Consider the following 23,831-nt stretch of genomic DNA (forward strand, 5'->3'; position numbering starts at 1 on the left):
TTCCTTATCCCGCCAGGTTAAATACGCCAAACATCAGCGCCGAGATTGCCGCGATGGTGAATCCCACCAGCGTTTCATACGGCAACAGCTTCAGCCGCTCGTGCACCGCCATATTGACGCTGCCGCCGGTAGCGTGGAAGAAGCTGCCGTGCGGCAGGTGATCCAGCACCGTGGCGCCCGCATGGATCATCGCCGCGCCGGCCAGCCCGCTCACGCCCAGCTCGAGCAGCGTGGAGCTGAACACCCCGGAAGCCACGGCGGTGCCGGCGGTGGTCGACGCGGTCGCCATCGACATCAGCGCGCCGGACAGCGGCGCCAGCAGCCAGGCCGGCAGCCCGGTGTGCGTTAAGCCGTTAATCAAGACATCCTTCAGCGCCGAGTTGGCGATAATGCCCGCCAGCGTGCCGGTGCCGAGCAGCATGATCGCCACCGGCGCCATGCGCGACAGGCCGGAGACCATAAACTGATTGCACTGGCGGATGCGCCCCATCAGCAGCGCGCCCGCCAACCCGCCGGCCGGCAGCGCGATCAGCGGATCGACGGCGATACCGGCGATCGGCCGCAGCGACAGCAGCAGGATCGCCACCAACGGCGCGCTGATCGCCGCAGCGAAGCCCGGCCGCGCCCCTTCGGCATGCTGGGTCAGCTCTTCGGCCATCACTTTGCTGCCTTTATCGCTCAGGCGACGCGCCAGCAGATAGGCCACCACCAGGCCGCACAGCCCCGGCACGATGCCGGCCATCATCACCGAGGTGAGCGGCACGTGGAAGTTGTCCGCCGCCGCAATGGTGTTCGGATTAGGTGACATCACGTTGCCGGCCTTGCCACCGCCGATCATCGCCAGCAGGATCGCCGCGCGCGAAATGCCGGCCTTCTGGGCGATCGACAGCGCGATCGGTGCGACGGTGATCACCGCCACGTCGATAAATACCCCCACCGCCGTCAGGATCAGTGTAGCCACCGCCAGCGCCAGCAGCGCTCGGGTTTCACCCACCTTGCGCACGATGGTTTCGGCGATGGTGTGCGCCGCGCCGGATTCGATCAGCACTCCGGCCAGCACCCCCGCCGCCAGAATGCGCATCACGGCGTTGGTGATGCCCTGCGCCCCGCCGATCATCAACGTTACGGTCTGCACCAGGTCGGCGCCGCCGCACAGCCCGCCCGCCAGCGCGCCGGCGATCATGCCGTAAGCCGGTGGCACCTTGCGTAGAATCAGGACGATGGCGACGGCTAACGCCACCAGCGCCCCCAGAGTGGATACGGTTGTCATTGTTGTTTTCTCCGTGGTTGATGTGCAGGCCAACATATCCCGCGCGCCCGGCGTTGGCCTGAGGGGAAACAACAAAAAATCGCCGGGTGAACGGCGTGGAATTTGTGGGTTGGCACAACTCAGTCGTGCATCAGCATGCCGATATACAACCGCAGAGCGTCGGTTAATTGATTGATTTTCATGCCGGTTATCGCTTCGATGCGCTGCAGGCGATAGCGCAGGGTATTGACGTGGATATGCAGTTGCGCGGCGGTCTGCGTCTGATCACAATTCTGCGAAAAATAGTGGCGCAGCGTGCCGCGCAGCACGCCTTTTTCGTCCTGTTCGCCCAGCGTCCGCCAGGGGCGCCCCAGCTCCTGCGCGCGCCAGTCCTCCCCCAGATCGCACAACAGCGACGGCAGCGGGTAGTCGTGGTAGAACAGCGTGGCGTGACGCAGTTTCAGGCGCTGCGCCATCGCCTGGGTGGCGCGCGCCGTCAGGCTGGAACGGTAGGCGCTCTGCGGATCGTCATAAAAACCGCCGACGATCAAGCGCACCCGAAAGCGGTGTTTGAGTTGGTTTTGCAAACGCTGCGCCTGCTGGCGTTCCAGCTTCAGGCTCCATTCACCCTGCGCCATGCAGGCCGGGCGCAGCAGGGTCATTTCATTGAAGCCGGTAATGGCGATCAACGCATCGCGCTGGGTGGCCTCCAGCTCCGCCAGCAGCTCGCGCAGCAGGTGCGGCTGCGCCTCTTGCAGCTCGACGATCCAGACGATGCGCGCCTGGCGCAGATCCAATCCCAGATACGCCGCCATCGCTTGCAGCGACGCGGTGTTCGGCTGCGGCTGCAGCAACTGGTTCGCCAGCTCTTCCCGGTAGCGCTTTTCCCACTGGTGCTGATCCAGCAGCGCCGCCTGCTCCACCATCAACTCCGCCGCCATCTTCACCAGTTCGGCGTAGGCGCGCACCTCGGCCGGTTCGCCGGAGATGCCGATCACCCCCACCCGCTGGTTGCGAAAGCTGAACGGCAGATTGATGCCGGGCCGCACGCCCTTCAGGTGCTCGGCAGTGGCGCGGTCGATTTCCACCACCCGGTTCTCGGCCAGCGCCAGCACCGCGCCTTCATGGCGCTGGAACAGGCGCTGCGGGTTGCCGGAGGCGATGATCACACCGTTGCTGTCCATCACGTTGACGGAATGGCTGATGATACCCATCGCCCGCTGGACGATCTGGCGCGCGGTGGCTTCCGCCAGAAGATTGGTTTGTCTGAGCATGCCCGGCTCCCTGCTGAGGGTGAAAACGCAGGCTTGTTATACGCCATTTGGCGCGGGCGATTAATGGGCACGGCCGCAACAAGCCGCCGCGATCACAATTTGGCGGGAAAACGGCAAAAAAAACGCCGGGCCACAGGCCCGGCGTCGTGCACAATGCGCTTGCGATCAACCGAGGATGGTCGCCAGCTCTGCGCTCACTTCGGCGACCTTGCGGGTGCCGTCGATTTTGCGGTATTGGGTGTTGCCCGCTGCCGCTTCTTTGCTGTAGTAAGAGATCAGCGGCGCGGTCATCTGATGGTATTCCACCAGGCGCTTGCGCACGGTCTCTTCCTGATCGTCCTTGCGCGTGGTCAGCTCTTCGCCGGTCACGTCGTCTTTACCTTCCACCTGCGGCGGATTGAACTTCACGTGGTATACGCGGCCGGACGGCGCGTGCACGCGGCGGCCAACGATGCGGTCAACGATCAGCTCGTCCGGCACGTCGAACTCCAGCACGAAGTCCACGTTGATGCCGGCTTCTTTCATCGCGTCAGCCTGCGGAATAGTGCGTGGGAAACCGTCCAGCAGGAAGCCCTTGCGGCAATCTTCCTGAGCGATGCGCTCTTTGACCAGCGCGATCACCAGCTCATCGGTCACCAGCTTGCCGGCGTCCATGATCTCTTTCGCCTGCTTGCCCAGTTCACTGCCGGCCTTCACGGCTGCGCGCAACATATCACCGGTGGAGATTTGCGGAATGCCGTATTTCTCCATGATGAATTGAGCCTGAGTACCTTTACCAGCGCCCGGAGCGCCCAGCAGAATGATACGCATTGCGTAAATCCCCTTGCTATGTAGTTTTTATAAAATTGCGAAAACGCTCAACGATACCATTTCAGGGGGGGCAGGCTCAAGGCGCGCGAAGGAAATCGATTGCGGAATGTGCAAAAAAGCGGGGAAGCAAAGGGCGAGAAAAAGCGGGGAAAAATCGGCAATGCGCCCCTAACGGTGCCGTTAAGGGCGCATATCTTCAGCTTTAGGCGGACAGTAACTTATTCATGCGACGGATGAACAGGTTCGGATCTTCCAGCGTGCCGCGTTCAGCCAGCAGCGCCTGATCCAATAACAGGTCGATCCATTCGGCGAAATGTTCGTTATCGCCCACGTCGGATGCGCGTTTGACCAACGCATGCTCGGGATTAAGCTCGAAAATGTACTTCACTTCCGGCGCCTGCTGGCCGGCGGCGGCGAACAGCTTGGCCATCTGGGTGCTCATTTCGTCGGCGTCGGTTACCACGATCGCCGGCGTATCGGTCAGGCGGTGCGTCAGGCGCACATCCTTCACGCGCTCGCCCAGCAGGGTTTTCACGCGTTCGATGAAGGGTTCCAGCTGCTTCTCGGCGGCCTTCTGCTCTTCGGTTTCATCCGCCAATTTATCCAGCGTTTCATCCGCTTTGCTGACCGACTGGAACGGCTTGCCGTCGAACTCGGTCAGGTAGCTCATCATCCACTCGTCGATGCGATCGGACAGCAGCAACACTTCGATGCCTTTCTTGCGGAACAGCTCCAGGTGCGGGCTGCTCTTGGCGGCGGCGTAGCTGTCGGCGGTGATGTAGTAAATCTTCTCCTGCCCTTCCGCCATGCGGCCGACGTACTCTTCCAGCGACACGGTCTGTGCCGAGCTGTCGCCGTGGGTGGAGGCAAAGCGCAGCAGCTTGGCGATCGCTTCCTGGTTGCCGTTGTCTTCCGCCGGGCCCTCTTTCAGCACCAGACCGAACTGCTGCCAGAATTTCTGGTAGCCTTCGGCGTCGTCTTTGGCCAGCTTATCCAGCATCTGCAGCACGCGCTTGGTCAGCGCGCCGCGCAGGTTTTGCGTCACGCGGCTGTCTTGCAGGATCTCGCGCGACACGTTCAGCGGCAGATCGTTGGAATCGATCAGGCCACGCACGAAGCGCAGGTAGTTCGGCATGAACTGCTCGGCGTCGTCCATGATGAACACGCGCTGCACGTACAGCTTCAGGCCGTGCTTGTGATCGCGGTTCCACATGTCCCACGGCGCCTGCGCCGGGATATACAGCAGGCTGGTGTACTCCTGCTTGCCTTCCACCCGGTTGTGGCTCCAGCTCAGCGGATCGGTGAAGTCGTGGGCGATGTGCTTGTAGAACTCTTTGTACTCTTCATCGGTCACGTCCGCCTTGCTGCGGGTCCACAGGGCCTGCGCCTTGTTGATCTTCTCCCAGGTGACGGTGTCGTCTTCTTCGTTTTTGCTTTCGATCTCCACCGGCAAGGCGATGTGATCGGAATATTTGCCGATCACCGAGCGCAGGCGCCAGGCGTCGAGGTATTCATCTTCGCCTTCGCGCAGATGCAGGGTGATTTCGGTGCCGCGGGTCTCTTTGGTGATGTCGGCGATGGTGTAGTCGCCTTCGCCGGCGGACTCCCAGAACACGCCTTCGTCATCGGCGGCGCCGGCGGCGCGGGTGCGCACGGTCACTTTGTCCGCCACGATGAACGCCGAGTAGAAACCGACGCCGAACTGGCCGATCAGCTGGCTGTCTTTCGCCTGATCGGAGCCGATGGATTCCAGGAACGCTTTGGTGCCGGACTTGGCGATGGTGCCGAGGTTTTCGATCACTTCTTCGCGGCGCATGCCGATGCCGTTGTCGGCGATGGTCAGGGTGCGCTGCTCTTTATCGAAGGACAAGCGTACGCGCAGCTCGCCGTCGCCGGCGTACAGCTCTGGCGCGGACAGGGCGCGGAAGCGCAGCTTGTCGGCGGCGTCAGAGGCGTTGGAAATCAGCTCGCGCAGGAAAATTTCTTTGTTGGAGTACAGCGAATGGATCATCAAATGAAGCAGCTGTTTTACTTCAGACTGGAACCCGCGGGTTTCTTGACCTTTCATACTCATTGATTACCTCAAAAGACAATGGCTACCAAAATCGAACAATGAGGATCAGATGAGGGTCAGGGTCTTGTTTTTCAAGCGGACGGCGGGAGATTTTTGGCAAAAAAATGACGGGGCCGAACGGCCCCATCCGGGAAAACATCAGAACTTGATGGCGTGACGCCCGGCCAGCGAATGCGACAGCGTGGTGCCATCGACCATTTCCAGCTCGCCGCCCACCGGCACGCCGTGGGCGATACGGCTGGCGAGCACGCCATACTGGCCGCACATCTCAGCGATGTAGTTGGCGGTCGCTTCCCCTTCCACCGTCGGGTTGGTGGCGAGGATCACTTCGGTGATGCTTTCCTTTTCCAGCCGTTGCTCCAGGCGATCCAGACCGATATCGCCCGGCCCGATGCCGTCCAGCGGCGACAGATGCCCCATCAACACAAAGTAGCGCCCGGCGAACTGACCGGTCTGCTCGATGGCGTGGATATCCGCCGGGCTTTCCACCACGCAAATCTGGCCGTTTTGCTGACGGCGCGGGTTGGCGCAGATGGTGCAGACGTCCTGTTCGGTGAAGGTGCGGCAATCGGCGCAGTGGCCGATCTCCGACATCGCGCGCGTCAACGCCTGCGCCAGGCGCATACCACCGCTGCGATCGCGCTGCAGCAGCTGAAACGCCATGCGCTGCGCCGATTTCGGGCCAACGCCCGGCAGGCAGCGCAGCGCCTCCATCAGGGATTCAAGGAGCGGGCTGGTTTGCATCAGAACGGCATCTTGAAGCCAGGCGGCAACTGCATGCCGCTGGAAACGGAGGCCATTTTCTCTTTCTGGGTCTCTTCGATACGGCGCGCGGCGTCGTTAAACGCGGCGGCGATCAGATCTTCCAGCATGTCTTTGTCGTCTTCCATCAGGCTAGGATCGATCTCCACTCGGCGGCAGTTGTGCGCGCCGTTGATGGTGACCTTCACCAGGCCCGCGCCAGACTCGCCGGTTACTTCCAATTTGGCGACTTCTTCCTGCATCTGCTGCATTTTTTCTTGCATTTGCTGGGCTTGCTTCATCAGGTTGCCCAGACCGCCTTTACCAAACATAGTCGTCTCTCGTCGCTAGGGCCGCGCACCTCGCGCGGCGTTTAAAGGGGGCGGATACTCTCTTCATCCAGATCCGCGTCGAAGAACCGGCACAGCGTCTGAATATGGGTATCCGCAACGATAGACTGGCGCGCCTGCGCCAGCTTTTCTTCATAGATGGCTTGTCGCCACTCCAGCGGGGTGCGCTCCGCCGGATTATCGTCCTCTACCACGGTCAGCTCGATCGGGCTGCCGTACAGCTCACCGAGCGCTTCGGCCAACGTCTTCTGCGCCGAAGGCGAATTCAGATGACGCTGCGAAGACCGCAGATGGAGGCAAATCTTGCCCGCTTCCGGCTGCTGCTTGAAGGCGTTCAACGCCAGCTGCTGCACCAGTTTCGGGATCTTCAGCCTGTCGATTTCCGCCGCCCAGGCGTCGCGCTCCAGCGACTCCACCACCAGCTTGGCGGCCAGCTCCGGCGTTTTCTCGTGCTCCAACGCCGTGCGCAGCGCTTTCGGCGTCGCCAGCGGTTCCGGCGCCGCTTCCGGCTCGGTCTGCGCGCGCCAGCGATAGGCTTCCGGCTTGGCCGGTTTTTCCGGCACCTTCTTCTCCGCCAGACGCTGCTGGCTACGCTCGGTCACGGAAGCCAAACGCCCCAGCGCCGAGTTTGCCGGCCGCGCTATTCCTGGCGCCGCCGGCTCATTCTTTTTTGGTGTGGATGCTCCCTGCTGCCGCTGCAGCTGGGACCGCGCTTTCAACAGCTGGGCGGTGGCATCCGGTAAAGGGGTCGATGATTGTCGCGGTGGCGCGGCCGGCTGCCCTAGCGGCGGCGGCGCGTCCTGAAACTGCGGCGGCTGTTGCGCTGCGGCGGCCTGCGGCTGCGCCATCGGCGCCGGCGCGGTCTGCACCAACGCCACCGGCTCCGGGATCACCGCTTTCGGGTGAAACGCCAGCGCGCGCAGCAGGGTCATCTCAACCCCCATGCGGCGATCCGGCGCATAGGCCAGCTCTTTGCGGCCCACCAACAGCGTCTGGTAGTAAAGTTGCACATCGGCCGGCGGCAGGGTGCGCGCCAGCTCGCGCAGCCGTTGTTCCACGGCGGCGTAGTGGTTGTCGAGCATCGAAGGCAGCAGCTGCACCATCGCAATGCGGTGCAGCAGCGCCAGCGTCTCCACCAGCAGATTTTCCCAGTCCACGCCGCGCGAAGCGGCCTGCGCAACCTGCGCCATCACCTTTTCGCCGTCGGCGCTGACCAGCGCTTCGAGGATCGCCAGCGGTTGCTCGTCATCGAGCGTGCCGAGCATCTGACTGACGGTGGCGGCGGTCACCTGCCCCTGCCCCATGGCGATCGCCTGATCGGTCAGGCTCAGCGCATCGCGCATGCTGCCGTCGGCGGCGCGCGCCAGCAGCTGCAGCGCGCGGGCGTCACTGGAGATCTGCTCCGCCGTCAGCACCGTTTCCAGCTGCTGGCGGATCTGATCGACGTCCAGCGCCTTGAGGTGGAACTGCAGGCAGCGCGAGAGAATGGTCACCGGCAGCTTTTGCGGATCGGTAGTAGCCAACAGGAATTTGACGTGCGGCGGCGGCTCTTCCAGCGTCTTCAGCAACGCGTTGAAGCTGTGGCGCGAGAGCATGTGCACTTCGTCGATCAGGTAGACCTTGAAGCGGCCGCGCGCCGGCGCGTACTGGACGTTGTCCAGCAGATCGCGGGTATCTTCCACCTTGGTTCGGGAAGCGGCGTCGATCTCGATCAGATCGACAAAGCGCCCCTGCTCGATCTCGCGGCAGTTGTCGCATTGGCCGCACGGCGTGGCGGTGATGCCGGTTTCACAGTTCAGGCCTTTGGCCAGCAGGCGCGCGATGGTGGTTTTCCCCACGCCGCGGGTGCCCGAGAACAGATAGGCGTGATGGATCCGCCCCAGCGAGAGGCCGTTGGCCAGCGCGGTCAGGACATGTTCCTGGCCGACCACGTCTGCAAACGTTTGAGGGCGCCACTTACGGGCGAGAACCTGATAGCTCATTAATACCGGAGAAGTCGAGGAATCTGGAGGGTCATGCTAACACAGCCCCGCGGCGATCCGCGAGGCCGTTGTGCCCAAGGGGCGTTGCCGCATCAATGGCCGGCGAAGTCCACCAGGCAGTAGCAGTCGATGCCCAGCTTGTTCAGACGCGCTTCCCCGCCCAGATCCGGCAGGTTGATGATGAACGCGGCGTCTTTAACTTCACCGCCCAGGCGGCGGATCAGTTTGGTGGTCGCTTCGATGGTGCCGCCGGTCGCCAGCAGATCGTCCACCACCAGCACTTTGTCACCCGCGGTGATGGCGTCGGTGTGGATCTCCAGCTTGTCGGTGCCGTACTCCAGCTCATAGCTTTCGCTGAGCGTGGCGCGCGGCAGTTTGCCCGGTTTGCGCACCGGCACGAAACCGACGCCCAATGCCAGCGCGACGGGCGCGCCGAACAGGAAACCACGCGCTTCGGTACCCACCACCTTGGTCACGCCCGCTTCGCGATAGCGCTCAACCAGCAGCTCGATGCTGGCGGCGTAGGCCAACGGGTTTTCCAGCAGGCTGGTCACGTCGCGGAACAGGATGCCCGGCTTCGGATAATCCGGGATGGTTTTGATACTGTCTTTAATAAACTGAAGCTGCTGCGCAGTAGCGGTCATAATTGTTGCCTGATAAAACTGCCTGAAAACCGGCGCGCCGCTCACCCACCGCCCCCGGGTGAAACACACCGGAGAAGAAATGGCAGGCGATCCGCGCACGAAAACGCCCAAATCTATGCAAACTGGCGGACAAATGCAACTCTCCCCTGCATCTTTCAACCCGCAGCGTTGTTGACTGCACGCATTCCCCCCGGTCACTTACCTAAGTAAGCTCCCGGGGATGCCTGCGTTTGTCGCCTGGCTGCGGCTTGAAAGCTATTGGGGAGTTTAAGGCACAATCAGCGCTGTTTTTGTTGCGACAGGTCAATAACCGGCAGGCGCAGCATAAAGGTCAGCAAAATGGCCAGCATCAGCAGCAACAGCCCGCGCACCCACCAGATTTTTACCAGCCACAGCGAACAGGCGAAGGTGAGCACGATCACCAGCACAGCCTTCCACTTCGCCCCCGGCGGCAGCGCGCGATGCTGCTGCCAGTGGCGCAGGTAGGGGCCGAACCAGGAGCGGTGCAGCAGCCAGTGATGAAAGCGCGGCGAAGAGCGGGCGAAGCACCAGGCGGCCAACAGCAGGAACGGCGTGGTCGGCAACAGCGGCAGCACCACGCCCAACGTCGCCAGCACCACCGCCAGCCAGCCTAAAATGATCAATAACCCACGCGTCATGCGGCTCTTCGCTCCTCAATCGGTTGCCGCCTACTGTAGCATCGGCGCCGCGCCGGCGGAATATGCGTGCGGCGCTTGTTTCACGGCAGGATCGCGGGCAAGCTTACGCCTGTTGAAATCAAGAGGGAGCTTATGTGAGCACTCAGCGTCTATTACAGGTGTTGGCACAGCAGATCGCGGCGCTGGCGGCCGAAGTGACCCCGCGCGGCGATGTGCCAATCCCGCAGGCGCGCTTCGACGCCGCCCTGTTCGCCAATCGCGGCACGCGGCTGCGCGACTACCTGGCCGAGGTGGAGAAGAATTTCGCCCAGCTGCAAAGCGCCGCCAACGACAGCCGCACCAGCCAGGTGGCCTTTCTGGCCGAAAAACTGGTGGCTCAGATCGCCGCCCTGCAGCGCGAGCTGGCAACCCAGGCGCTGCGGCGCAAGAACCAGCCGAAAGAAGCCCCCGAGGCCGATCTGTACCACAAGCTGGCCGAGCATCAGGACTACGAACGCCGGCTGATCGGCATGATTCAGGATCGGGAAAGCCTGCTGGGGCGCCAGACCACGCTGGCGGCGCAGCAAAAGCTGCAGCACGAGCTGGCGGCGCTGGAGGGGAGACTGATGCGCTGCCGCCAGGCGCTGGCGCGCATCGAACGCAATATCGAGCGCAAAGAAAACGGTTTTTGAAGATTTATCACAATATTTTAATGATTATTCCCGGTTGCGCGCCGGGTTCACTATACTCTGCCGGTACGCGAGTTATTCATCCCATTAATTAATATAAGCGCAGGTGCTATGTCTCTGGAAAACGCCTCACCCGAACTGCAGCTGGCGGTAGACTTGATTTACCTGCTGGAATGCAACGAGATCGATCCGGCCACCGCGCTGGCGGCGCTGGATATCGTCAAACGGGACTATCAGGAAAAGCTGCAGCGCGCCGGCGTCACCTCTCCCTATCTGCCTGCCGGACAGTAATCAGGGACAGCGACGCTGTCCCTTTCGTCTTTCAACGCTTATCAGCCCGCCGTCTGGCCGCCTTCATCCGGCGACAGCGTTCTTTTCACTTCCTGCACTTCGTTGCCCTGCGGGTTATGCAGATAGACCTCCAGCTGGTTGAAGGCGATGTCGATGTCGTTTTCCCGACACAAACGATCGATTGAGCGGTTCAGCTCGTCCACGGTGTAGCTGCGATCGCGCAGTTCACGCACGTACAGCCGCAGCTCGTGATCCAGCGTGCTGGCGCCGAAATTGAGGAAGAACACCTGCGGTTCGGGATCGGTCATCACCCGCGGGTTGTCGTGCGCCGCCTGCAGCAGCACCTTTTTCACCTTGTCGAGATCGGAACCGTAGGCCACGCCCACCTTGATCAGCACGCGGGTGATGGTGTCGGACAGTGACCAGTTGATCAACCGCTCGGTGACGAACGCCTTGTTCGGAATGATCACCTCTTTGCGATCGAAGTCGGTAATGGTGGTGGCGCGAATGCGGATCTTGCTGACCGAACCGGAGAAGGTGCCGATGGTGATGGTATCGCCGATGCGAATCGGGCGTTCGAACAGAATGATCAGGCCCGAGACGAAGTTGGCGAAGATCTCCTGCAGGCCAAAGCCCAGCCCGACCGTCAGACCGGCGGCCAGCCATTGCAGTTTGTCCCAGGAGACGCCCAGCGATCCCAGCGCAACCACCGCGCCCACGGCGGTGATCAGGTAAGTGAGCACGGTGGTGATGGCATAGGACGCGCCTTGCCGCAGCTGCAGCCGCGACAGCACCACCACCTCCAGCAAACCGGGCAGGTTACGGGTGAGTACGTAGGCGACGATCACCGCGGCGATCGCCACCATCATGTTGCCCAGCGTCACCGCCTGCGACACGCTGCTGCCCGCCACGGTGCTGGTGTAATGCCACAGCGTGATGCTGTCCAGGTAAGCGATGACCGTCACCAGATCCGACCAAATGGCGTAGAAGGCGCTGGCGAAGATAGCGAACAGCACCAGAGTGGTCAGGCGCAGCGACTGCTGGTTGATCTGATCGAGCGCCAACGGCGGCTCCTCCACCACCGGCTCGCCGCCTTCGGCCCCCTCCTTCGCCGCGTTTTGCCGCCGCGCCAGCGCGCGCCGGTAGGCCAGACGCCGCGCTGCCACGCTCAGGCCGCGCAGCGCGGTCAGGTACACGATATTCCACAGGAAGAACAGATACAGGCTGTCTATCCAACGGCTGGCCAGCCGCAGTGTGGTATAGAAGTAGCCGGCGAACATCAGCCCCAGCAGGATCAGCGGCGTGGCGGCGAGCGCGGTGACCACCACCAGCCGCACGGCGTGCGAGCCCTTTTCACGCCAGCTGTCGCGGCACAGCGGGAACACCAGCACCGTGAGCAGCGCCAGCGTCAACATCACCACGATCTGGCCGATGACGTCCTCCACCAGGCGCAGCGGCGCTTTTTCGCCCAAGACCGACCAGAAGATCAGCGGCTGCAGCGCCAGCCCCAGCCGCAGCGTCTGGCGGCGGTAATGCGCGCACAGGTTGGCGCCGAAGTTGAAATGCCGCTCGGCGATGCCGCCCGGTTTCAGCATGCGGTAGCTGAAGCCGAACACCAGCCATGACAGCGCCAACTGCTGCGACAGCGCCCAAATAAAGTCGCTGATACCGAAATCCGCGCGATACAGCCAGAAACCGACGCCGAGCAGCAGCGCGGCGCCGGGCAACACCTTCAGCAAGGTCAGCGCGATGGCCTTCGGCGTATGCAGCTGGCCGTCGCGTTTAAGTTGCCCCACGTCGTTGGCCAGCTTTTGCAGATGGCCGTCGATCAGCCGGTAGCGCCAGCGCAATAGCCCGATCGCCAGCAGCATCGGGATCAGGAACACCAGCGCATTCAAGCCGCCCTGCAATAGCTTGCCGCCGTCGAATTTGATATCGAGCCCGGCGAGCTGATCGCGCACCGCCTCCGGCATCGCCTTCAGCCACGCCAGATCGACCGGCTTGTTGCTGTTGACCCAGAAAATCTGCTGGGTCAGCGTATCCTGCAGCGAGCCGTAGACGCTGGTGAGCTGCTGCTGGTTGATCTGCAGGTTGATCGATAACGACAGCTGGTTGCTGAGCTGCTTGTTCAGCTGATCCAGCAGCTCGCGGCGCATGTCGACAATTTCGTTCAGCGCGTCGATCACTTCCGGGCCGGCCTTTTCCTTGCTTTCGGCCACCAGCTGGTTGATGTAATCCTCCCCCTTGAAAAGATCGTCGCGTTGCTGATTGATATCGAACTGCTCCAGCCGCAGATCGGCGATGCGCGTGTCTATATCCGCCAGCAGCGTACCCTGCGGCAGGCTCTGCTGCTGCTGATACAGAATGCGCGACAGCACCAGGCTGCCCTTCAGCACCTGAATCTGCTCTTTCAGGTTACGTTCCGCCTGCAGACCGCGATCGAGCCAGTTTTTGACCCGAATATTCTGCTGGAACAGGGTGTTGCTCTCTTCGGTGGCGGCGATCAGCTGCTGGCTCAGCTGGCGGTTGACGTCCAGCTGCTTGCTGACCAACTGATCGTGCTGGATATCGGTGGCATCTTCCGGGTTCTGCGCCTCTTTGGCGGTTTTTTCAGACAGCGTCAGGCGCTTGCTGTTGACGAGCTCCTGCAGCAGCTGCACCGACCGATCCAGCGCGTCGATATGCGCCGTGGTGTAATCGCGCTGTTTTTGCAGCAGATCTTGTAGCGTGGTATTGGCTTCCAGGCTCTTGCGCTGCAGCTCCAGCTGCGCGTTGAGCAGCGCCTGTTCGGTGTTCAGCATCACCTGCTGGCTGTTGCGCAGCGAATCTTGCCCCGGCGTCTGGCCGCTGAGCTGGCTGCGGATCTCCTGCAGGCGCTGCGAAGCGGCGTACATGGTGCTCTGCACCCGTTCGGGCTGGGTTTGCAGCGACACCAGTTGGCTATTGTAAGTGGAGAGGCTCTCCTGCGCGCTTTGCAGCTCGTCGAGCGTTTGATACAGCCGGCTTTCCAGCTGGCGCAGCGACAACGGCAACAGCGCGGCGCGCGCCGCCGTGTTGTCCACCGGCTGCTTCAGCGCATCCAGTTCGGCGGTGACCTGATTGAGCTTCGCCGGCGCCTGCTGCACCTGCTGTTTAAGCTGTGCGGCGTCCTGCCGGTTGCGCTCGATGGCATCCAGCAGCTCCAGCGTGCGGGTCAAATCCTGCTGGGAGAGTTTTTCGACCGGGGTCAGGGCTTTTTGCTTGTTCAGCGTTTCCAGCTGGCTTTGCACGTCGCTGCGCTGCGGCAGATCGCCGTTCAGCGCCGCCTGCGCCGGCAAGCTGAGCGCGCAAATCAGGAAAAGGAGTGTCGCGGCGGCGATACGCCGCCGGCATGCGCCGACAAACGTGAGCGGCGCCAGAAAAGGCAGAGTCAACCAGCGATGCATGATTTAGCTTCGGATCGGTTAAGAAGCCTGAAGATTATCACGATCGCCGGCGGGCAACGAACAACAAAAGCGTTGCCGGTGATGTCCCGTTGTCGCGAAATCAGAAAGTCAGCACTTTCTCCGCTGCCAGCGTCCATTGCGCCAGTTCGACCAGCGTGCCGATCGCCACGCCGTCAGCCAGCGGCAAGCGGCTGACGCCGCGCGCGTCGGCACAGGTCTTGCACAGCTTGACCGGCACCTGCTGCGCGGTGAGGATCTCCAGCATCTGCTGCAGGTGATACCCTTCGTGCGGCTGCTGCCCGGCCAGCCCGGCCACCACCGCGTCGGACATCAGAAACAGCCGCAGGTCGAGGCTGCTCTGCTGCTCTTTCAGCGCAATGGCCAGCCGCAGCGCATTGAACAAGGATTCATGGCCATAGGCGGCGCCATTGGCGATGAGAACGATGGATGACATGAAATCTCTCCTTATAAAGGAAGGCGGTCGGCGCCAGGCGTCGCCGCGTCGGGTTTGAGGCGCAAGGTGGGGCAAAACTGCAGCATCTCCAAAAACGCGTCCACCAGCGCTTCGGCTTCGGCCCGCAGATCGAAACTTTCCGGCATAAACAGCCAGTTTTCCATCAGGCCGGTAATATAACCGCGCAGGATGATCGCCGCACGACGGGTATGTAAATCGGCGGGCAATTGCTCGTGGTGAATGCAGTTATACAAGACCGCTTCAATGCGTTCGTAGCCGGCGAGGTACAGCACCTTGCGCGAATCCAGCAATGGCATCATTTCACCGACAAACTCGCATTTGTGGAATATAATTTCCATCAACGCCCGTCTACGGCCGTCTTCAACCGTAGACGTCAGAATGTAAATCAGAATTTCTCGGATAACCCGCAGTGGATTATCGGGAAACTTTGCCTGATACTCTGTTTCGAGCTGGTCAATTTTCGGCTCGGTAGATTCCCAAACTTCATTAAACAGGTCTACCTTATTCTTGAAGTGCCAGTAGATGGCTCCACGCGTAACCCCGGCAGCGGTGGCAATATCTGTCAGTGACGTTGCAGCAACGCCACGTTCAGAGAACTCTCTCACCGCAGCATCAAGGATTTGCTGTCGGGTTTCTTGCGCCTGCTGTTTGGTTTTTCGTGCCATGGCATTGTTATTTAGGGGGAGTGTGATTTACATACATTCGCGAATGTATGTACCATAGCACGCACATATAATTAACGCAGCAATGGGTTTTAAAGCTTGTGATCCATTGATCATTTTGAAATCGGACACTTGAGGTTTTTCTATGAACAAAAACAGAGGGTTAACGCCTCTGGCGGCCGTTCTGATGCTTTCAGGCAGCTTAGTGCTAACAGGATGTAACGATAAAGAAACCCAACAGCAAGGCGCCCAACAACAGGCTCCTGAAGTGGGCGTAGTCACCTTGAAGGCCGAGCCTCTCAACATCACTACCGATCTTCCTGGCCGCACCGCTGCGTATCGTATCGCCGAAGTTCGCCCTCAGGTCAGCGGCATCATCCTGAAGCGCAATTTCGTTGAAGGCAGCGATATCAAGGCCGGGACGTCCCTGTACCAAATCGATCCCGCCACTTATCAAGCCAGCTACGACAGCGCGAAAGGCGATTTGGCCAAAGCACAGGCGAGCGCTTCCATTGCACGCGTGACGGTAAACCGCTACAAGCCATTGCTGGGCACGAGCTACATCAGTAAGCAGGACTACGACAACGCCGTCTCCACGCTGCAGCAGGCGGACGCCGCCGTGGTGGCCGCCAAGGCCGCCGTGGAAACCGCGCGCATCAACCTGGCGTACACCAAGGTGACCTCCCCGATCTCCGGCCGCATCGGCAAGTCCGCCGTGACCGAAGGCGCACTGGTCAGCAACGGCCAGGCAACCGCACTGTCTACCGTGCAGCAGTTGGATCCGATGTATGTCGACGTCACCCAGTCGAGCACCGACTTCCTGCGCCTGAAGCAAGAACTGGCCAGCGGCGCGCTGAAGCAGGAAAACGGCAAGGCCAAAGTGAAGCTGATGCTGGAAAACGGCACCGAATACGCGCAGGAAGGCACGCTGGAGTTCTCCGATGTCACCGTCGATGAGACCACCGGCTCCATCACCATTCGCGCTTTGTTCCCTAACCCGAACGATACGCTGTTGCCGGGCATGTTCGTGCGCGCCCGTCTGGACGAAGGCGTGCGCAGCGATGCGCTGCTGGTACCTCAGCAAGGCGTTACCCGCAACCCGCGTGGCGACGCGACGGCGTTGGTGGTAGGGGCAGACGACAAAGTTGAGCTGCGCACGCTGAAGGCAGACCAGGCGATTGGCGACAAATGGCTGGTTACCGATGGCCTGAAAGCCGGCGATCGCGTGATCGTTACCGGCCTGATGAAAGTGCATCCGGGCGCGCAGGTAAAAGTGCAGGAAGTTGACACTCAGGCGCAAAAACAGCCGCAGTCTGAAGCGCAGAAGTCATAAAAAGGAGCCTGTAATACATGGCTAAGTTCTTTATAGACCGCCCAATTTTCGCCTGGGTAATCGCCATCATCGTCATGTTGGCGGGGGTGCTTGCAATAATGAAACTGCCTATCGCGCAGTATCCCACTATTGCACCGCCGGCGGTGAGTATTTCCGCCAACTACCCGGGCGCAGATGCCAAAACGGTGCAGGATACCGTCACGCAGATTATCGAACAGAACATGAACGGTATCGATAACCTGATGTACATGTCCTCCACCAGTGATTCCTCTGGTAGCGTCACCATTACCCTGACGTTTGATTCCGGCACCGATCCTGACATCGCGCAGGTTCAGGTTCAGAACAAACTGTCGTTGGCCACCCCGTTGCTGCCGCAAGAAGTTCAGCAACAGGGCCTGAAAGTAGAAAAATCCAGCAGCAGCTTCCTGATGGTGGCCGGCTTCGTTTCCGACGATCCGAACATGACTCAGGACGATATTGCGGACTACGTGGCGTCCAACATCAAGGACCCGATCAGCCGTTCGTCCGGCGTGGGTGAAGTGCAGCTGTTCGGTGCCCAGTACGCGATGCGTATCTGGCTGGATCCGAACAAACTGAACAACTACCAGTTGACGACTACGGACGTGACCTCCGCCATCACCGAGCAGAACAACCAGATCGCCGCAGGCCAGCTGGGCGGCCTGCCGCCGGTGCCGGGGCAGCAGTTGAACGCCTCGATCATCGCGCAGACCCGTCTGACTTCGCCGGAAGAGTTCGGCAAGATCCTGCTGAAGGTGAATACCGACGGTTCCCAGGTGCGCCTGCGCGACGTCGCTCACATCGAGCGCGGCGCAGAAAGCTACGCGGTTACCGCTCGCTATAACGGCAAGCCTGCCGCCGGTCTGGGTATCAAACTGGCTACCGGTGCCAACGCCCTGAACACCGCCAAAGGTGTGAAAGACGAGTTGGCCAAGATGGCGCCATTCTTCCCGCAAGGGATGAAAGTGGTTTATCCGTACGACACCACCCCGTTCGTTAAAATCTCCATCAACGAAGTGGTGAAAACGCTGATCGAAGCCATCATCCTGGTATTCCTGGTGATGTATCTGTTCCTGCAGAACTTCCGCGCGACGCTGATCCCAACCATCGCGGTGCCGGTGGTACTGCTGGGGACCTTTGCGATCCTTGCGGCGTTCGGCTTCTCGATAAACACCCTGACGATGTTCGGCATGGTGTTGGCGATCGGCCTGCTGGTGGATGACGCCATCGTGGTGGTGGAAAACGTCGAGCGCGTCATGTCCGAAGAGGGGCTGCCGCCGAAAGAAGCGACCCGTAAATCGATGGGCCAGATCCAGGGCGCGCTGGTGGGTATCGCCATGGTGCTGTCGGCGGTATTCGTGCCGATGGCGTTCTTCGGCGGTTCAACCGGCGCCATCTATCGCCAGTTCTCGATCACCATCGTGTCCGCGATGGCGCTGTCGGTACTGGTGGCCTTGATCCTGACGCCGGCGCTGTGCGCCACCATGCTCAAACCGATCCCGAAAGGCGATCACGGGGTTAAAACAGGCTTCTTCGGCTGGTTTAACCGCATGTTCGAGAAGAGCACGCATCACTATACCGACAGCGTGGGCAACATCCTGCGCAGCACCGGCCGCTACCTGATCATCTACCTGCTGATCGTGGTTGGCATGGGCCTGCTGTTCCTGCGCCTGCCTTCCTCGTTCCTGCCGGACGAAGATCAGGGCATCCTGTTGACCATGGTGCAGCTGCCTGCCGGCGCCACCGAGTCCCGCACCAACAAAGTGCTGGAAGAAGTCTCCGACTACTTCCTGAACAAGGAAAAGGACAACGTGGTTTCGGTGTTTACCGTCGCGGGCTTCGGCTTCAACGGTAACGGCCAGAACAACGGCCTGGCATTCGTCAGCCTGAAAGACTGGGGTGAGCGTCCAGGGGCCGGGAACAAGGTCGAAGCGATCGCGGGCCGTGCCATGGGCGCGTTCTCGCAGATTAAAGAAGGTCTGGTATTCCCGTTCAACCTGCCAGCGATTATCGAACTCGGTACCGCAACCGGCTTCGACTTCGAGCTGATTGACCAGGGCGGGCTGGGGCACGAGAAACTGACCGAAGCGCGTAACCAGCTGTTGGGCATGGTTGCTCAACATCCGGACGTGCTGGTGGGCGTGCGCCCGAACGGCCTGGAAGATACGCCGCAGTTCAAACTGATCGTCGATCAGGAGAAAGCCAAGGCGCTGGGCGTCAGCATCACCACCATCAACAGCACGCTGAGCACCGCCCTGGGTGGTTCGTACGTCAACGACTTCATCGACCGCGGTCGTGTGAAGAAAGTGTACGTACAGGCCGAGGCGCCGTTCCGTATGCTGCCGGAAGACATCAACAAATGGTACGTGCGCGGTACCAGCGGCCAGATGGTGCCATTCTCCGCCTTCTCTTCGGCGAAATGGGAATACGGCTCACCGCGTCTGGAACGCTATAACGGCTTGCCGTCGATGGAAATTCTGGGCCAGGCCGCACCGGGCAAGAGTACCGGTGAAGCGATGAACCTGATGGAACAGTTGGCGTCCAAACTGCCAAGCGGCATCGGTTACGACTGGACCGGCATGTCCTATCAGGAACGTCTGTCGGGCAACCAGGCGCCGGCGCTGTATGCCATCTCGATTCTGGTGGTGTTCCTGTGTCTGGCGGCGCTGTATGAAAGCTGGTCCGTGCCGTTCTCGGTCATGCTGGTATTGCCGCTGGGGGTTATCGGTGCGTTGCTGGCCGCGACGATGCGCGGCATGAACAACGACGTGTACTTCCAGGTGGGGCTGCTGACCACCATAGGCCTGTCGGCGAAGAACGCCATCCTGATCGTGGAATTCGCCAAAGACCTGATGGAGAAAGAAGGCAAAGGCCTGATCGAAGCGACGTTGGAAGCGGTGCGTATGCGTCTGCGTCCAATCCTGATGACGTCTCTGGCCTTCATCCTCGGGGTTCTGCCGCTGGTTATCAGCAGCGGTGCAGGCTCCGGCGCACAGAACGCGGTAGGTACCGGCGTAATGGGCGGGATGATCACCGCCACCGTCTTGGCGATCTTCTTCGTACCGGTGTTCTTCGTGGTGGTTCGCCGCCGCTTCAGCAAGAAGAACGAGGACCTGGAACACAGCCATCCGGTAGAGCACCACTGATCGCTCAGTGATGTGAGCTCCACCCGATAATCGAAAAGGCCGCGCATGCGGCCTTTTTCTTTTGCTTCAGTTGCTTAATGTAAACCGTTCTCATTAATTCACTCTTGTGTGCAATTTGCGCTTGATCGCGATGTCAGGTCGGCGCATAATAATTGTTATAGTATAACATTACACGAGAGGGCCATTATGAAACCCGGCATCCATCCCGATTACCGCACCGTGGTGTTCCACGACGTCAGCGCCAATGCCTACTTCAAAGTGGGATCGACCATCAAAACCGATCGCACCATCGAACTGGACGGCGAAAGCTGGCCGTATGTCACCCTTGACGTCTCTTCCGCTTCGCATCCGTATTACACCGGCAAGCAGAAAGACTATTCCAAAGAAGGCAGCACGGCGCGCTTCCAGCAGCGCTTTGGCCGCTTTATCGGCAATAAGTAACAAGGAAATCCCATGCAGGTATTGAGTTCATTGCGTTCGGCGAAAAATCGCCACCCGGATTGCAAAGTCGTGCGTCGTCGTGGCCGCATCTATGTGATCTGTAAAAGCAATCCGCGATTCAAAGCGGTACAGGGACGTAAGAAAAAGCGTTAACTCCAAAGTGTCATCTGTCGCAAAGCCCCGTTGCTGCTCAACGGGGCTTTTTTTATGGCGAGAAAGTGTCTGCAAGCCGTCCCCCGCCGGCAGGCGGGGGCGGAGATTACTTCATGCTGCTCAGCAGCGCGTCGACATTGTGCTTGAACGCCTGCTCATAGGTGGCCGCCGGGCCGCCCGCGCGGGAGAGCGCTTCAGGGTATAGCTCGCCGCCCGCCTTTGCGCCGGTGGCGGCGGCAATCTGTTTCACCAACCGCGGATCGGTCTGATTTTCGATAAAGTAAGCGTTAACCTTTTCCTGCTTGATCTGCTTGATCAGGCCCGCCACGTCGCTGGCGCTGGCTTCTGCCTCGGTGGAAAATCCGACCGGGGCAAGGAAGGTGACGCCATACTCTTGCCCAAAGTAGCCAAAAGCATCATGGCTGGTCAGCACCTTACGTTTCTGTGGCGGTACTGCCGCGAACTGGGTTTTGGCCCATAGATCCAGCTTTTGCAGCTGCTGAATATAGTCGGCTCCACGCTGACGAAAATAGTTGGCATCCTCGGGATCGGCGGCAATCAGGGCGTTCATCACGTTGGTGGCGTACTGCACGCCGTTTTTCATGCTGTTCCAGGCGTGGGGATCGGTAATCGGTTTGCCGTCCTCCTCCATCTGGCGGGTGCTGATCCCCTGTGAAGCGGTGATCACCTGCCCCTTATAACCCGAAGCGCTGACCAAGCGATCGATCCACCCTTCCAGCCCCAGGCCGCTGACGAACACCACATCAGCCTGAGCCAGCTTCTTGCCGTCCTGCGGCGAAGGCTCGAAGCTGTGCGGATCGCCATCCGGCCCCACCAACGTGCTGACCTTGACATGATCGCCGCCCACCTGTTTGACGATATCCCCCAGAATGGAAAAGCTGGCGACGGCGTCGACGGTCTTCGCCATCGCCCATGGGCTGGCCAGCAGAGCAGCAACCGCCAGCGATATAGGTAAACGTTTCATACTTTCTCCTTGCAAATGGCACTTCTCAACGGCGCGCGAAGGCGAAAATGCCTCCGCGCGTTCCAAACAGGATCGAGACGAAAAAGATGACGCTGGCGCTGAGCACGATCGCCGGGCCGGCAGGCAGCGAAGCGTAATAGGACCACACCAGCCCAATCACGCTGGAAAGTGCGCCGATGCCCATCGCCGTCGCCAGCGTCTGCGGCAGATTGCGCGCCCAGAAACGCGCGCTGGCGGCGGGCAGCATCATCAGCCCCACCGACATCAGGGTGCCGAGGATCTGGAATCCCGCCACCAGATTGACCACCACCAGCGCCAGAAACAGGCCGTGGATCAGCGCCAACCGGCGCGGCGCGTTGACGCGCAGAAACGTCACGTCGAAGGATTCGATCACTAACGCGCGGTACAGCGCCGCCAGCGCCAGCAGCGAAACCGAGGCGATCGCACCGACCATCAGCATCGCCTGGGCATCCACCGCCAGGATCGAACCGAACAGCACGTGCAGCAGATCTACGCTGGAGCCACGCAGCGAGACCAGCGTGACCCCCAGCGCCAGTGAGCCCAGATAGAACCCGGCGAAGCTGGCATCCTCTTTCAGCGGCGTGCGGCGGCTCACCAGGCCGGACAGCATCGCTACCGCCAGCCCGGCAATAAAGCCGCCCACGCCCATCGCCACCAGCGACATGCCGGAGATCAGATAGCCGATCGCCGCGCCCGGCAACACCGCGTGGGACAATGCGTCCCCGACCAGGCTCATGCGGCGCAGCAGCAGAAACACGCCCAGCGGGGCGGCGCTGAGCGACAACGCCAGGCACGCCATGAGCGCACGGCGCATAAAACCGAAAGAGAGGAAAGGATCGATAAGCCCATGCCACAGCATCATGGCGCCACCGCCCGCAGATCCGGCTGCCGTTCGGCGGCGCGATACCTCGGCACCTGTTCCAACACCCGCTCGGCCGCGCCCCAATGGCAAGCCTGCGGCGTCAGCAACAGCGCCTGCGGAAAATGCTCGGCAACCATCGACATATCGTGCAGCACGGCGATCACCGTTCTCCCCTGCCGGTGCAGTTGCGCGATCGCCTGCAGCAAAATCTGCGTGGTGGCGCTGTCGATGCCGGTAAAAGGCTCATCCAGCAAGATCAGCGGCGCCTGCTGGACCAGCAGGCGTGCAAACAACACCCGCTGCAGCTGGCCGCCGGACAGCTCGCCCACCGGGCTGTGCGCCAGCGCACTCATGCCAACGTTCGCCAGCGCCTCATTGACCTGACTCGCCGCACGCTTGTTCATGCCGCCGAACATGCCGCTTTGCGGCCAACAGCCCATCGCCACCAGATCGCTCACCGCGATGGGGAACTGTCGATCCAGCTCCGCCTGCTGCGGTAAATAAGCTCTGCGCGGTGGCTTTCCGCCGCTAAAACTCAGGCTGCCTCCCAACGGCGGCAACAATCCGGCGAAGGTTTTCAGCAGCGTCGACTTACCTGCCCCGTTGACGCCCACCACCGCGGTGAGCGATCCAGCGGTAAACTGCCCGCTCAGCGGCGGGAAAAGCGGCGTGGCCCCATAGCCTATCGCCAACTGACGCAAGGTAATCATGGCAGCGACACCGCCCAGAAAATGCCGAGCCACAACAGGGCCAGCAGCGCAACGGCCCCCGCACAGCGCACGGCAGCGGAGGTGGTAAACAACGAATTCAGTGACGACGCGGCGTCATGTTGTGAAGAGGGAGTCAATGTCGTGATCAACGCAATGAATTAATGGTTATAATATAACATCACACTCGCTGCAACGTCTCAAGCCCTGCCGTGCCAATTAATGCAACGGAACGTAACAGCCCCGCGCAGCGGCTCTCCCCCGCCACGTTCCCCCTTATCAACCTCAGGGATATTCCCGTTCGACAGAAATGTTGGCATAAGGTAAAGAACAGCGGTAAATCGAAAAATTTACCGGCGGGGCCGGAAAAGGAGTAAGATAAGTAGATAACATTGTTGTTGGCCGAGATTAATGCTTGTTACCCTTGCCTGTAACCTGGAAGTCAACGCACTTTCTGTTAAAAAATTAAAGAAAGTGATTAATGACAATATAGCGGAGTTAGTGCCGGCGCTGACCAGCGGACTCAGCTTTTATTCTGAAAGCGCACGCTATGTCGAGGATTCATTAGAAATACTTGATATAGTGCAACAAGGTGACGGCGATTATTCAATGAGTTATCGCTATAAGTGGGGCATTTTTAATGCCTGCCTGGATATCAACAGCGAAGATATCATCAACGACAGCGTCCGGTTTCGAGTGACGGCGCGGGGTTTAATCTTCGACATCATTGATAACTCTCGCCCATCAACTGCGGATGAATTGTAAGTTTACGTAATAACTACAGGCCAAACGCGAAAAAATGATTTATATTCATTTTACGGGAAGTTTATTTAACCACCGTTAAGCTGCCTCCGTTCATGA

22 protein-coding genes and 1 other annotated feature are annotated in these 23,831 nt (G+C 60.5%); of the genes, 7 read left to right on the forward strand and 15 right to left on the reverse strand.

All coding sequences use genetic code 11. The features are described 5' to 3' along the window. Positions 1-4 precede the first annotated feature (4 nt). From ACUTSC_RS09945 to ACUTSC_RS09985, 9 genes are all read right to left on the reverse strand, one after another. Positions 5-1,270 carry a GntP family permease gene (locus tag ACUTSC_RS09945; protein ID WP_015376868.1) on the reverse strand — a complete coding sequence of 422 codons (1,266 nt, stop codon included), beginning with the start codon at positions 1,268-1,270 and terminating at the stop codon, positions 5-7. Between the two features lie 119 nt (positions 1,271-1,389). After that, a complete protein-coding gene (locus ACUTSC_RS09950; protein WP_060423460.1) occupies positions 1,390-2,523 on the reverse strand; it encodes a sugar diacid recognition domain-containing protein in 1,134 nt (377 codons plus the stop codon). Positions 2,524-2,688: 165 nt separating this feature from the next. Further along, a complete protein-coding gene (gene adk / locus ACUTSC_RS09955) occupies positions 2,689-3,333 on the reverse strand; it encodes an adenylate kinase (protein WP_004940261.1) in 645 nt (214 codons plus the stop codon). Positions 3,334-3,535: 202 nt separating this feature from the next. Next, a complete protein-coding gene (htpG, locus tag ACUTSC_RS09960; protein WP_049199924.1) occupies positions 3,536-5,401 on the reverse strand; it encodes a molecular chaperone HtpG in 1,866 nt (621 codons plus the stop codon). A gap of 144 nt (positions 5,402-5,545) precedes the next feature. Next, a complete protein-coding gene (gene recR, locus ACUTSC_RS09965) occupies positions 5,546-6,151 on the reverse strand; it encodes a recombination mediator RecR (RefSeq protein ID WP_004940263.1) in 606 nt (201 codons plus the stop codon). Then, on the reverse strand, positions 6,151-6,480 hold the full coding sequence (locus ACUTSC_RS09970; RefSeq protein ID WP_025301790.1) for a YbaB/EbfC family nucleoid-associated protein: 330 nt from the start codon (positions 6,478-6,480) through the stop codon (positions 6,151-6,153). The genes recR and ACUTSC_RS09970 overlap by 1 nt, the downstream gene beginning before the upstream one ends. A 41-nt stretch (positions 6,481-6,521) precedes the next feature. Next, on the reverse strand, positions 6,522-8,480 hold the full coding sequence (gene dnaX, locus ACUTSC_RS09975; RefSeq protein ID WP_197773066.1) for a DNA polymerase III subunit gamma/tau: 1,959 nt from the start codon (positions 8,478-8,480) through the stop codon (positions 6,522-6,524). Next, positions 7,125-7,189 (reverse strand) — a sequence feature (DnaX frameshifting element). (Overlaps the previous gene by 65 nt.) A gap of 92 nt (positions 8,481-8,572) precedes the next feature. Next, entirely contained in the window at positions 8,573-9,124 is a 552-nt protein-coding gene (gene apt / locus ACUTSC_RS09980; protein WP_019454166.1) for an adenine phosphoribosyltransferase, read from the reverse strand. Between the two features lie 278 nt (positions 9,125-9,402). Further along, a complete protein-coding gene (locus tag ACUTSC_RS09985; protein ID WP_019454167.1) occupies positions 9,403-9,783 on the reverse strand; it encodes a DUF454 family protein in 381 nt (126 codons plus the stop codon). A gap of 134 nt (positions 9,784-9,917) precedes the next feature. Between ACUTSC_RS09985 and priC the strand changes: the two genes are divergently transcribed. Together priC and rsmS are read left to right on the forward strand one after the other, a co-directional pair. Further along, on the forward strand, positions 9,918-10,454 hold the full coding sequence (gene priC, locus ACUTSC_RS09990) for a primosomal replication protein PriC (protein ID WP_038875000.1): 537 nt from the start codon (positions 9,918-9,920) through the stop codon (positions 10,452-10,454). Between the two features lie 108 nt (positions 10,455-10,562). Next, positions 10,563-10,742 carry a pleiotropic regulatory protein RsmS gene (gene rsmS, locus ACUTSC_RS09995; protein ID WP_016928837.1) on the forward strand — a complete coding sequence of 60 codons (180 nt, stop codon included), beginning with the start codon at positions 10,563-10,565 and terminating at the stop codon, positions 10,740-10,742. 41 nt (positions 10,743-10,783) lie between these two features. On the opposite strand, the gene mscK is transcribed toward rsmS, so the two are convergent. The 3 genes from mscK to acrR all read right to left on the reverse strand — a co-directional run bounded on the left by mscK (position 10,784) and on the right by acrR (position 15,307). Then, a complete protein-coding gene (gene mscK / locus ACUTSC_RS10000; protein ID WP_443003470.1) occupies positions 10,784-14,167 on the reverse strand; it encodes a mechanosensitive channel MscK in 3,384 nt (1,127 codons plus the stop codon). 100 nt (positions 14,168-14,267) lie between these two features. Further along, positions 14,268-14,621 carry a DsrE/DsrF/TusD sulfur relay family protein gene (locus ACUTSC_RS10005; protein ID WP_197766806.1) on the reverse strand — a complete coding sequence of 118 codons (354 nt, stop codon included), beginning with the start codon at positions 14,619-14,621 and terminating at the stop codon, positions 14,268-14,270. An 11-nt stretch (positions 14,622-14,632) separates the two neighbouring features. Continuing rightward, complete coding sequence (gene acrR, locus ACUTSC_RS10010) at positions 14,633-15,307, reverse strand: multidrug efflux transporter transcriptional repressor AcrR (protein ID WP_063990987.1); 675 nt, start codon at positions 15,305-15,307, stop codon at positions 14,633-14,635. 142 nt (positions 15,308-15,449) lie between these two features. On the opposite strand from acrR, the gene sdeX reads away from it, so the two are divergent. The 4 genes from sdeX to ykgO all read left to right on the forward strand — a co-directional run bounded on the left by sdeX (position 15,450) and on the right by ykgO (position 20,395). After that, on the forward strand, positions 15,450-16,637 hold the full coding sequence (sdeX, locus tag ACUTSC_RS10015) for a multidrug efflux RND transporter periplasmic adaptor subunit SdeX (protein ID WP_063990986.1): 1,188 nt from the start codon (positions 15,450-15,452) through the stop codon (positions 16,635-16,637). Between the two features lie 17 nt (positions 16,638-16,654). Then, entirely contained in the window at positions 16,655-19,801 is a 3,147-nt protein-coding gene (gene sdeY / locus ACUTSC_RS10020) for a multidrug efflux RND transporter permease subunit SdeY (protein WP_060423439.1), read from the forward strand. A gap of 186 nt (positions 19,802-19,987) precedes the next feature. Further along, positions 19,988-20,242, forward strand: a complete 255-nt coding sequence (locus ACUTSC_RS10025; RefSeq protein ID WP_004940303.1) for a type B 50S ribosomal protein L31 — start codon at positions 19,988-19,990, stop codon at positions 20,240-20,242. Between the two features lie 12 nt (positions 20,243-20,254). Continuing rightward, positions 20,255-20,395 carry a type B 50S ribosomal protein L36 gene (gene ykgO / locus ACUTSC_RS10030; RefSeq protein ID WP_004940304.1) on the forward strand — a complete coding sequence of 47 codons (141 nt, stop codon included), beginning with the start codon at positions 20,255-20,257 and terminating at the stop codon, positions 20,393-20,395. 106 nt (positions 20,396-20,501) lie between these two features. Here the strand turns inward: ykgO and ACUTSC_RS10035 are convergent, their stop codons facing one another. Genes ACUTSC_RS10035 through ACUTSC_RS10045 form a run of 3 tightly spaced genes read right to left on the reverse strand, consistent with a single transcriptional unit; the run spans position 20,502 to position 22,973 of the window. Further along, entirely contained in the window at positions 20,502-21,380 is an 879-nt protein-coding gene (locus ACUTSC_RS10035) for a metal ABC transporter substrate-binding protein (RefSeq protein ID WP_089185570.1), read from the reverse strand. A 25-nt stretch (positions 21,381-21,405) separates the two neighbouring features. Beyond that, positions 21,406-22,263 (reverse strand): metal ABC transporter permease, encoded by an 858-nt coding sequence (locus ACUTSC_RS10040; RefSeq protein WP_197766807.1) that lies wholly within the window; start codon positions 22,261-22,263, stop codon positions 21,406-21,408. Continuing rightward, positions 22,260-22,973: an ATP-binding cassette domain-containing protein gene (locus ACUTSC_RS10045; protein ID WP_197766808.1), complete on the reverse strand. Its 714-nt coding sequence runs from the start codon at positions 22,971-22,973 to the stop codon at positions 22,260-22,262. Before ACUTSC_RS10045 ends, ACUTSC_RS10040 begins: the two co-directional genes overlap by 4 nt. A 408-nt stretch (positions 22,974-23,381) precedes the next feature. On the opposite strand from ACUTSC_RS10045, the gene ACUTSC_RS10050 reads away from it, so the two are divergent. After that, positions 23,382-23,735: a hypothetical protein gene (locus ACUTSC_RS10050; protein WP_197766809.1), complete on the forward strand. Its 354-nt coding sequence runs from the start codon at positions 23,382-23,384 to the stop codon at positions 23,733-23,735. Positions 23,736-23,831 lie beyond the last annotated feature (96 nt).

This window comes from Serratia sp. TSA_105.2 (genome assembly GCF_052692115.1).

What these genes read in the sequence shown, in the direction of transcription:
- sdeX (WP_063990986.1), top strand. Translation starts at nt 15,450, where the DNA reads ATGAACAAAAACAGAGGGTTAACGCCTCTGGCGGCCGTTCTGATGCTT.
- ACUTSC_RS09945 (WP_015376868.1), bottom strand. Translation starts at nt 1,270, where the DNA reads ATGACAACCGTATCCACTCTGGGGGCGCTGGTGGCGTTAGCCGTCGCC.
- ACUTSC_RS10035 (WP_089185570.1), bottom strand. Translation starts at nt 21,380, where the DNA reads ATGAAACGTTTACCTATATCGCTGGCGGTTGCTGCTCTGCTGGCCAGC.
- ACUTSC_RS10045 (WP_197766808.1), bottom strand. Translation starts at nt 22,973, where the DNA reads ATGATTACCTTGCGTCAGTTGGCGATAGGCTATGGGGCCACGCCGCTT.
- acrR (WP_063990987.1), bottom strand. Translation starts at nt 15,307, where the DNA reads ATGGCACGAAAAACCAAACAGCAGGCGCAAGAAACCCGACAGCAAATC.
- ACUTSC_RS09985 (WP_019454167.1), bottom strand. Translation starts at nt 9,783, where the DNA reads ATGACGCGTGGGTTATTGATCATTTTAGGCTGGCTGGCGGTGGTGCTG.
- dnaX (WP_197773066.1), bottom strand. Translation starts at nt 8,480, where the DNA reads ATGAGCTATCAGGTTCTCGCCCGTAAGTGGCGCCCTCAAACGTTTGCA.
- ACUTSC_RS10050 (WP_197766809.1), top strand. Translation starts at nt 23,382, where the DNA reads ATGCTTGTTACCCTTGCCTGTAACCTGGAAGTCAACGCACTTTCTGTT.
- ACUTSC_RS09970 (WP_025301790.1), bottom strand. Translation starts at nt 6,480, where the DNA reads ATGTTTGGTAAAGGCGGTCTGGGCAACCTGATGAAGCAAGCCCAGCAA.
- ACUTSC_RS10040 (WP_197766807.1), bottom strand. Translation starts at nt 22,263, where the DNA reads ATGATGCTGTGGCATGGGCTTATCGATCCTTTCCTCTCTTTCGGTTTT.
- ACUTSC_RS10025 (WP_004940303.1), top strand. Translation starts at nt 19,988, where the DNA reads ATGAAACCCGGCATCCATCCCGATTACCGCACCGTGGTGTTCCACGAC.
- ACUTSC_RS09950 (WP_060423460.1), bottom strand. Translation starts at nt 2,523, where the DNA reads ATGCTCAGACAAACCAATCTTCTGGCGGAAGCCACCGCGCGCCAGATC.
- mscK (WP_443003470.1), bottom strand. Translation starts at nt 14,167, where the DNA reads ATGCATCGCTGGTTGACTCTGCCTTTTCTGGCGCCGCTCACGTTTGTC.
- htpG (WP_049199924.1), bottom strand. Translation starts at nt 5,401, where the DNA reads ATGAAAGGTCAAGAAACCCGCGGGTTCCAGTCTGAAGTAAAACAGCTG.
- sdeY (WP_060423439.1), top strand. Translation starts at nt 16,655, where the DNA reads ATGGCTAAGTTCTTTATAGACCGCCCAATTTTCGCCTGGGTAATCGCC.
- recR (WP_004940263.1), bottom strand. Translation starts at nt 6,151, where the DNA reads ATGCAAACCAGCCCGCTCCTTGAATCCCTGATGGAGGCGCTGCGCTGC.
- apt (WP_019454166.1), bottom strand. Translation starts at nt 9,124, where the DNA reads ATGACCGCTACTGCGCAGCAGCTTCAGTTTATTAAAGACAGTATCAAA.
- rsmS (WP_016928837.1), top strand. Translation starts at nt 10,563, where the DNA reads ATGTCTCTGGAAAACGCCTCACCCGAACTGCAGCTGGCGGTAGACTTG.
- adk (WP_004940261.1), bottom strand. Translation starts at nt 3,333, where the DNA reads ATGCGTATCATTCTGCTGGGCGCTCCGGGCGCTGGTAAAGGTACTCAG.
- ACUTSC_RS10005 (WP_197766806.1), bottom strand. Translation starts at nt 14,621, where the DNA reads ATGTCATCCATCGTTCTCATCGCCAATGGCGCCGCCTATGGCCATGAA.
- ykgO (WP_004940304.1), top strand. Translation starts at nt 20,255, where the DNA reads ATGCAGGTATTGAGTTCATTGCGTTCGGCGAAAAATCGCCACCCGGAT.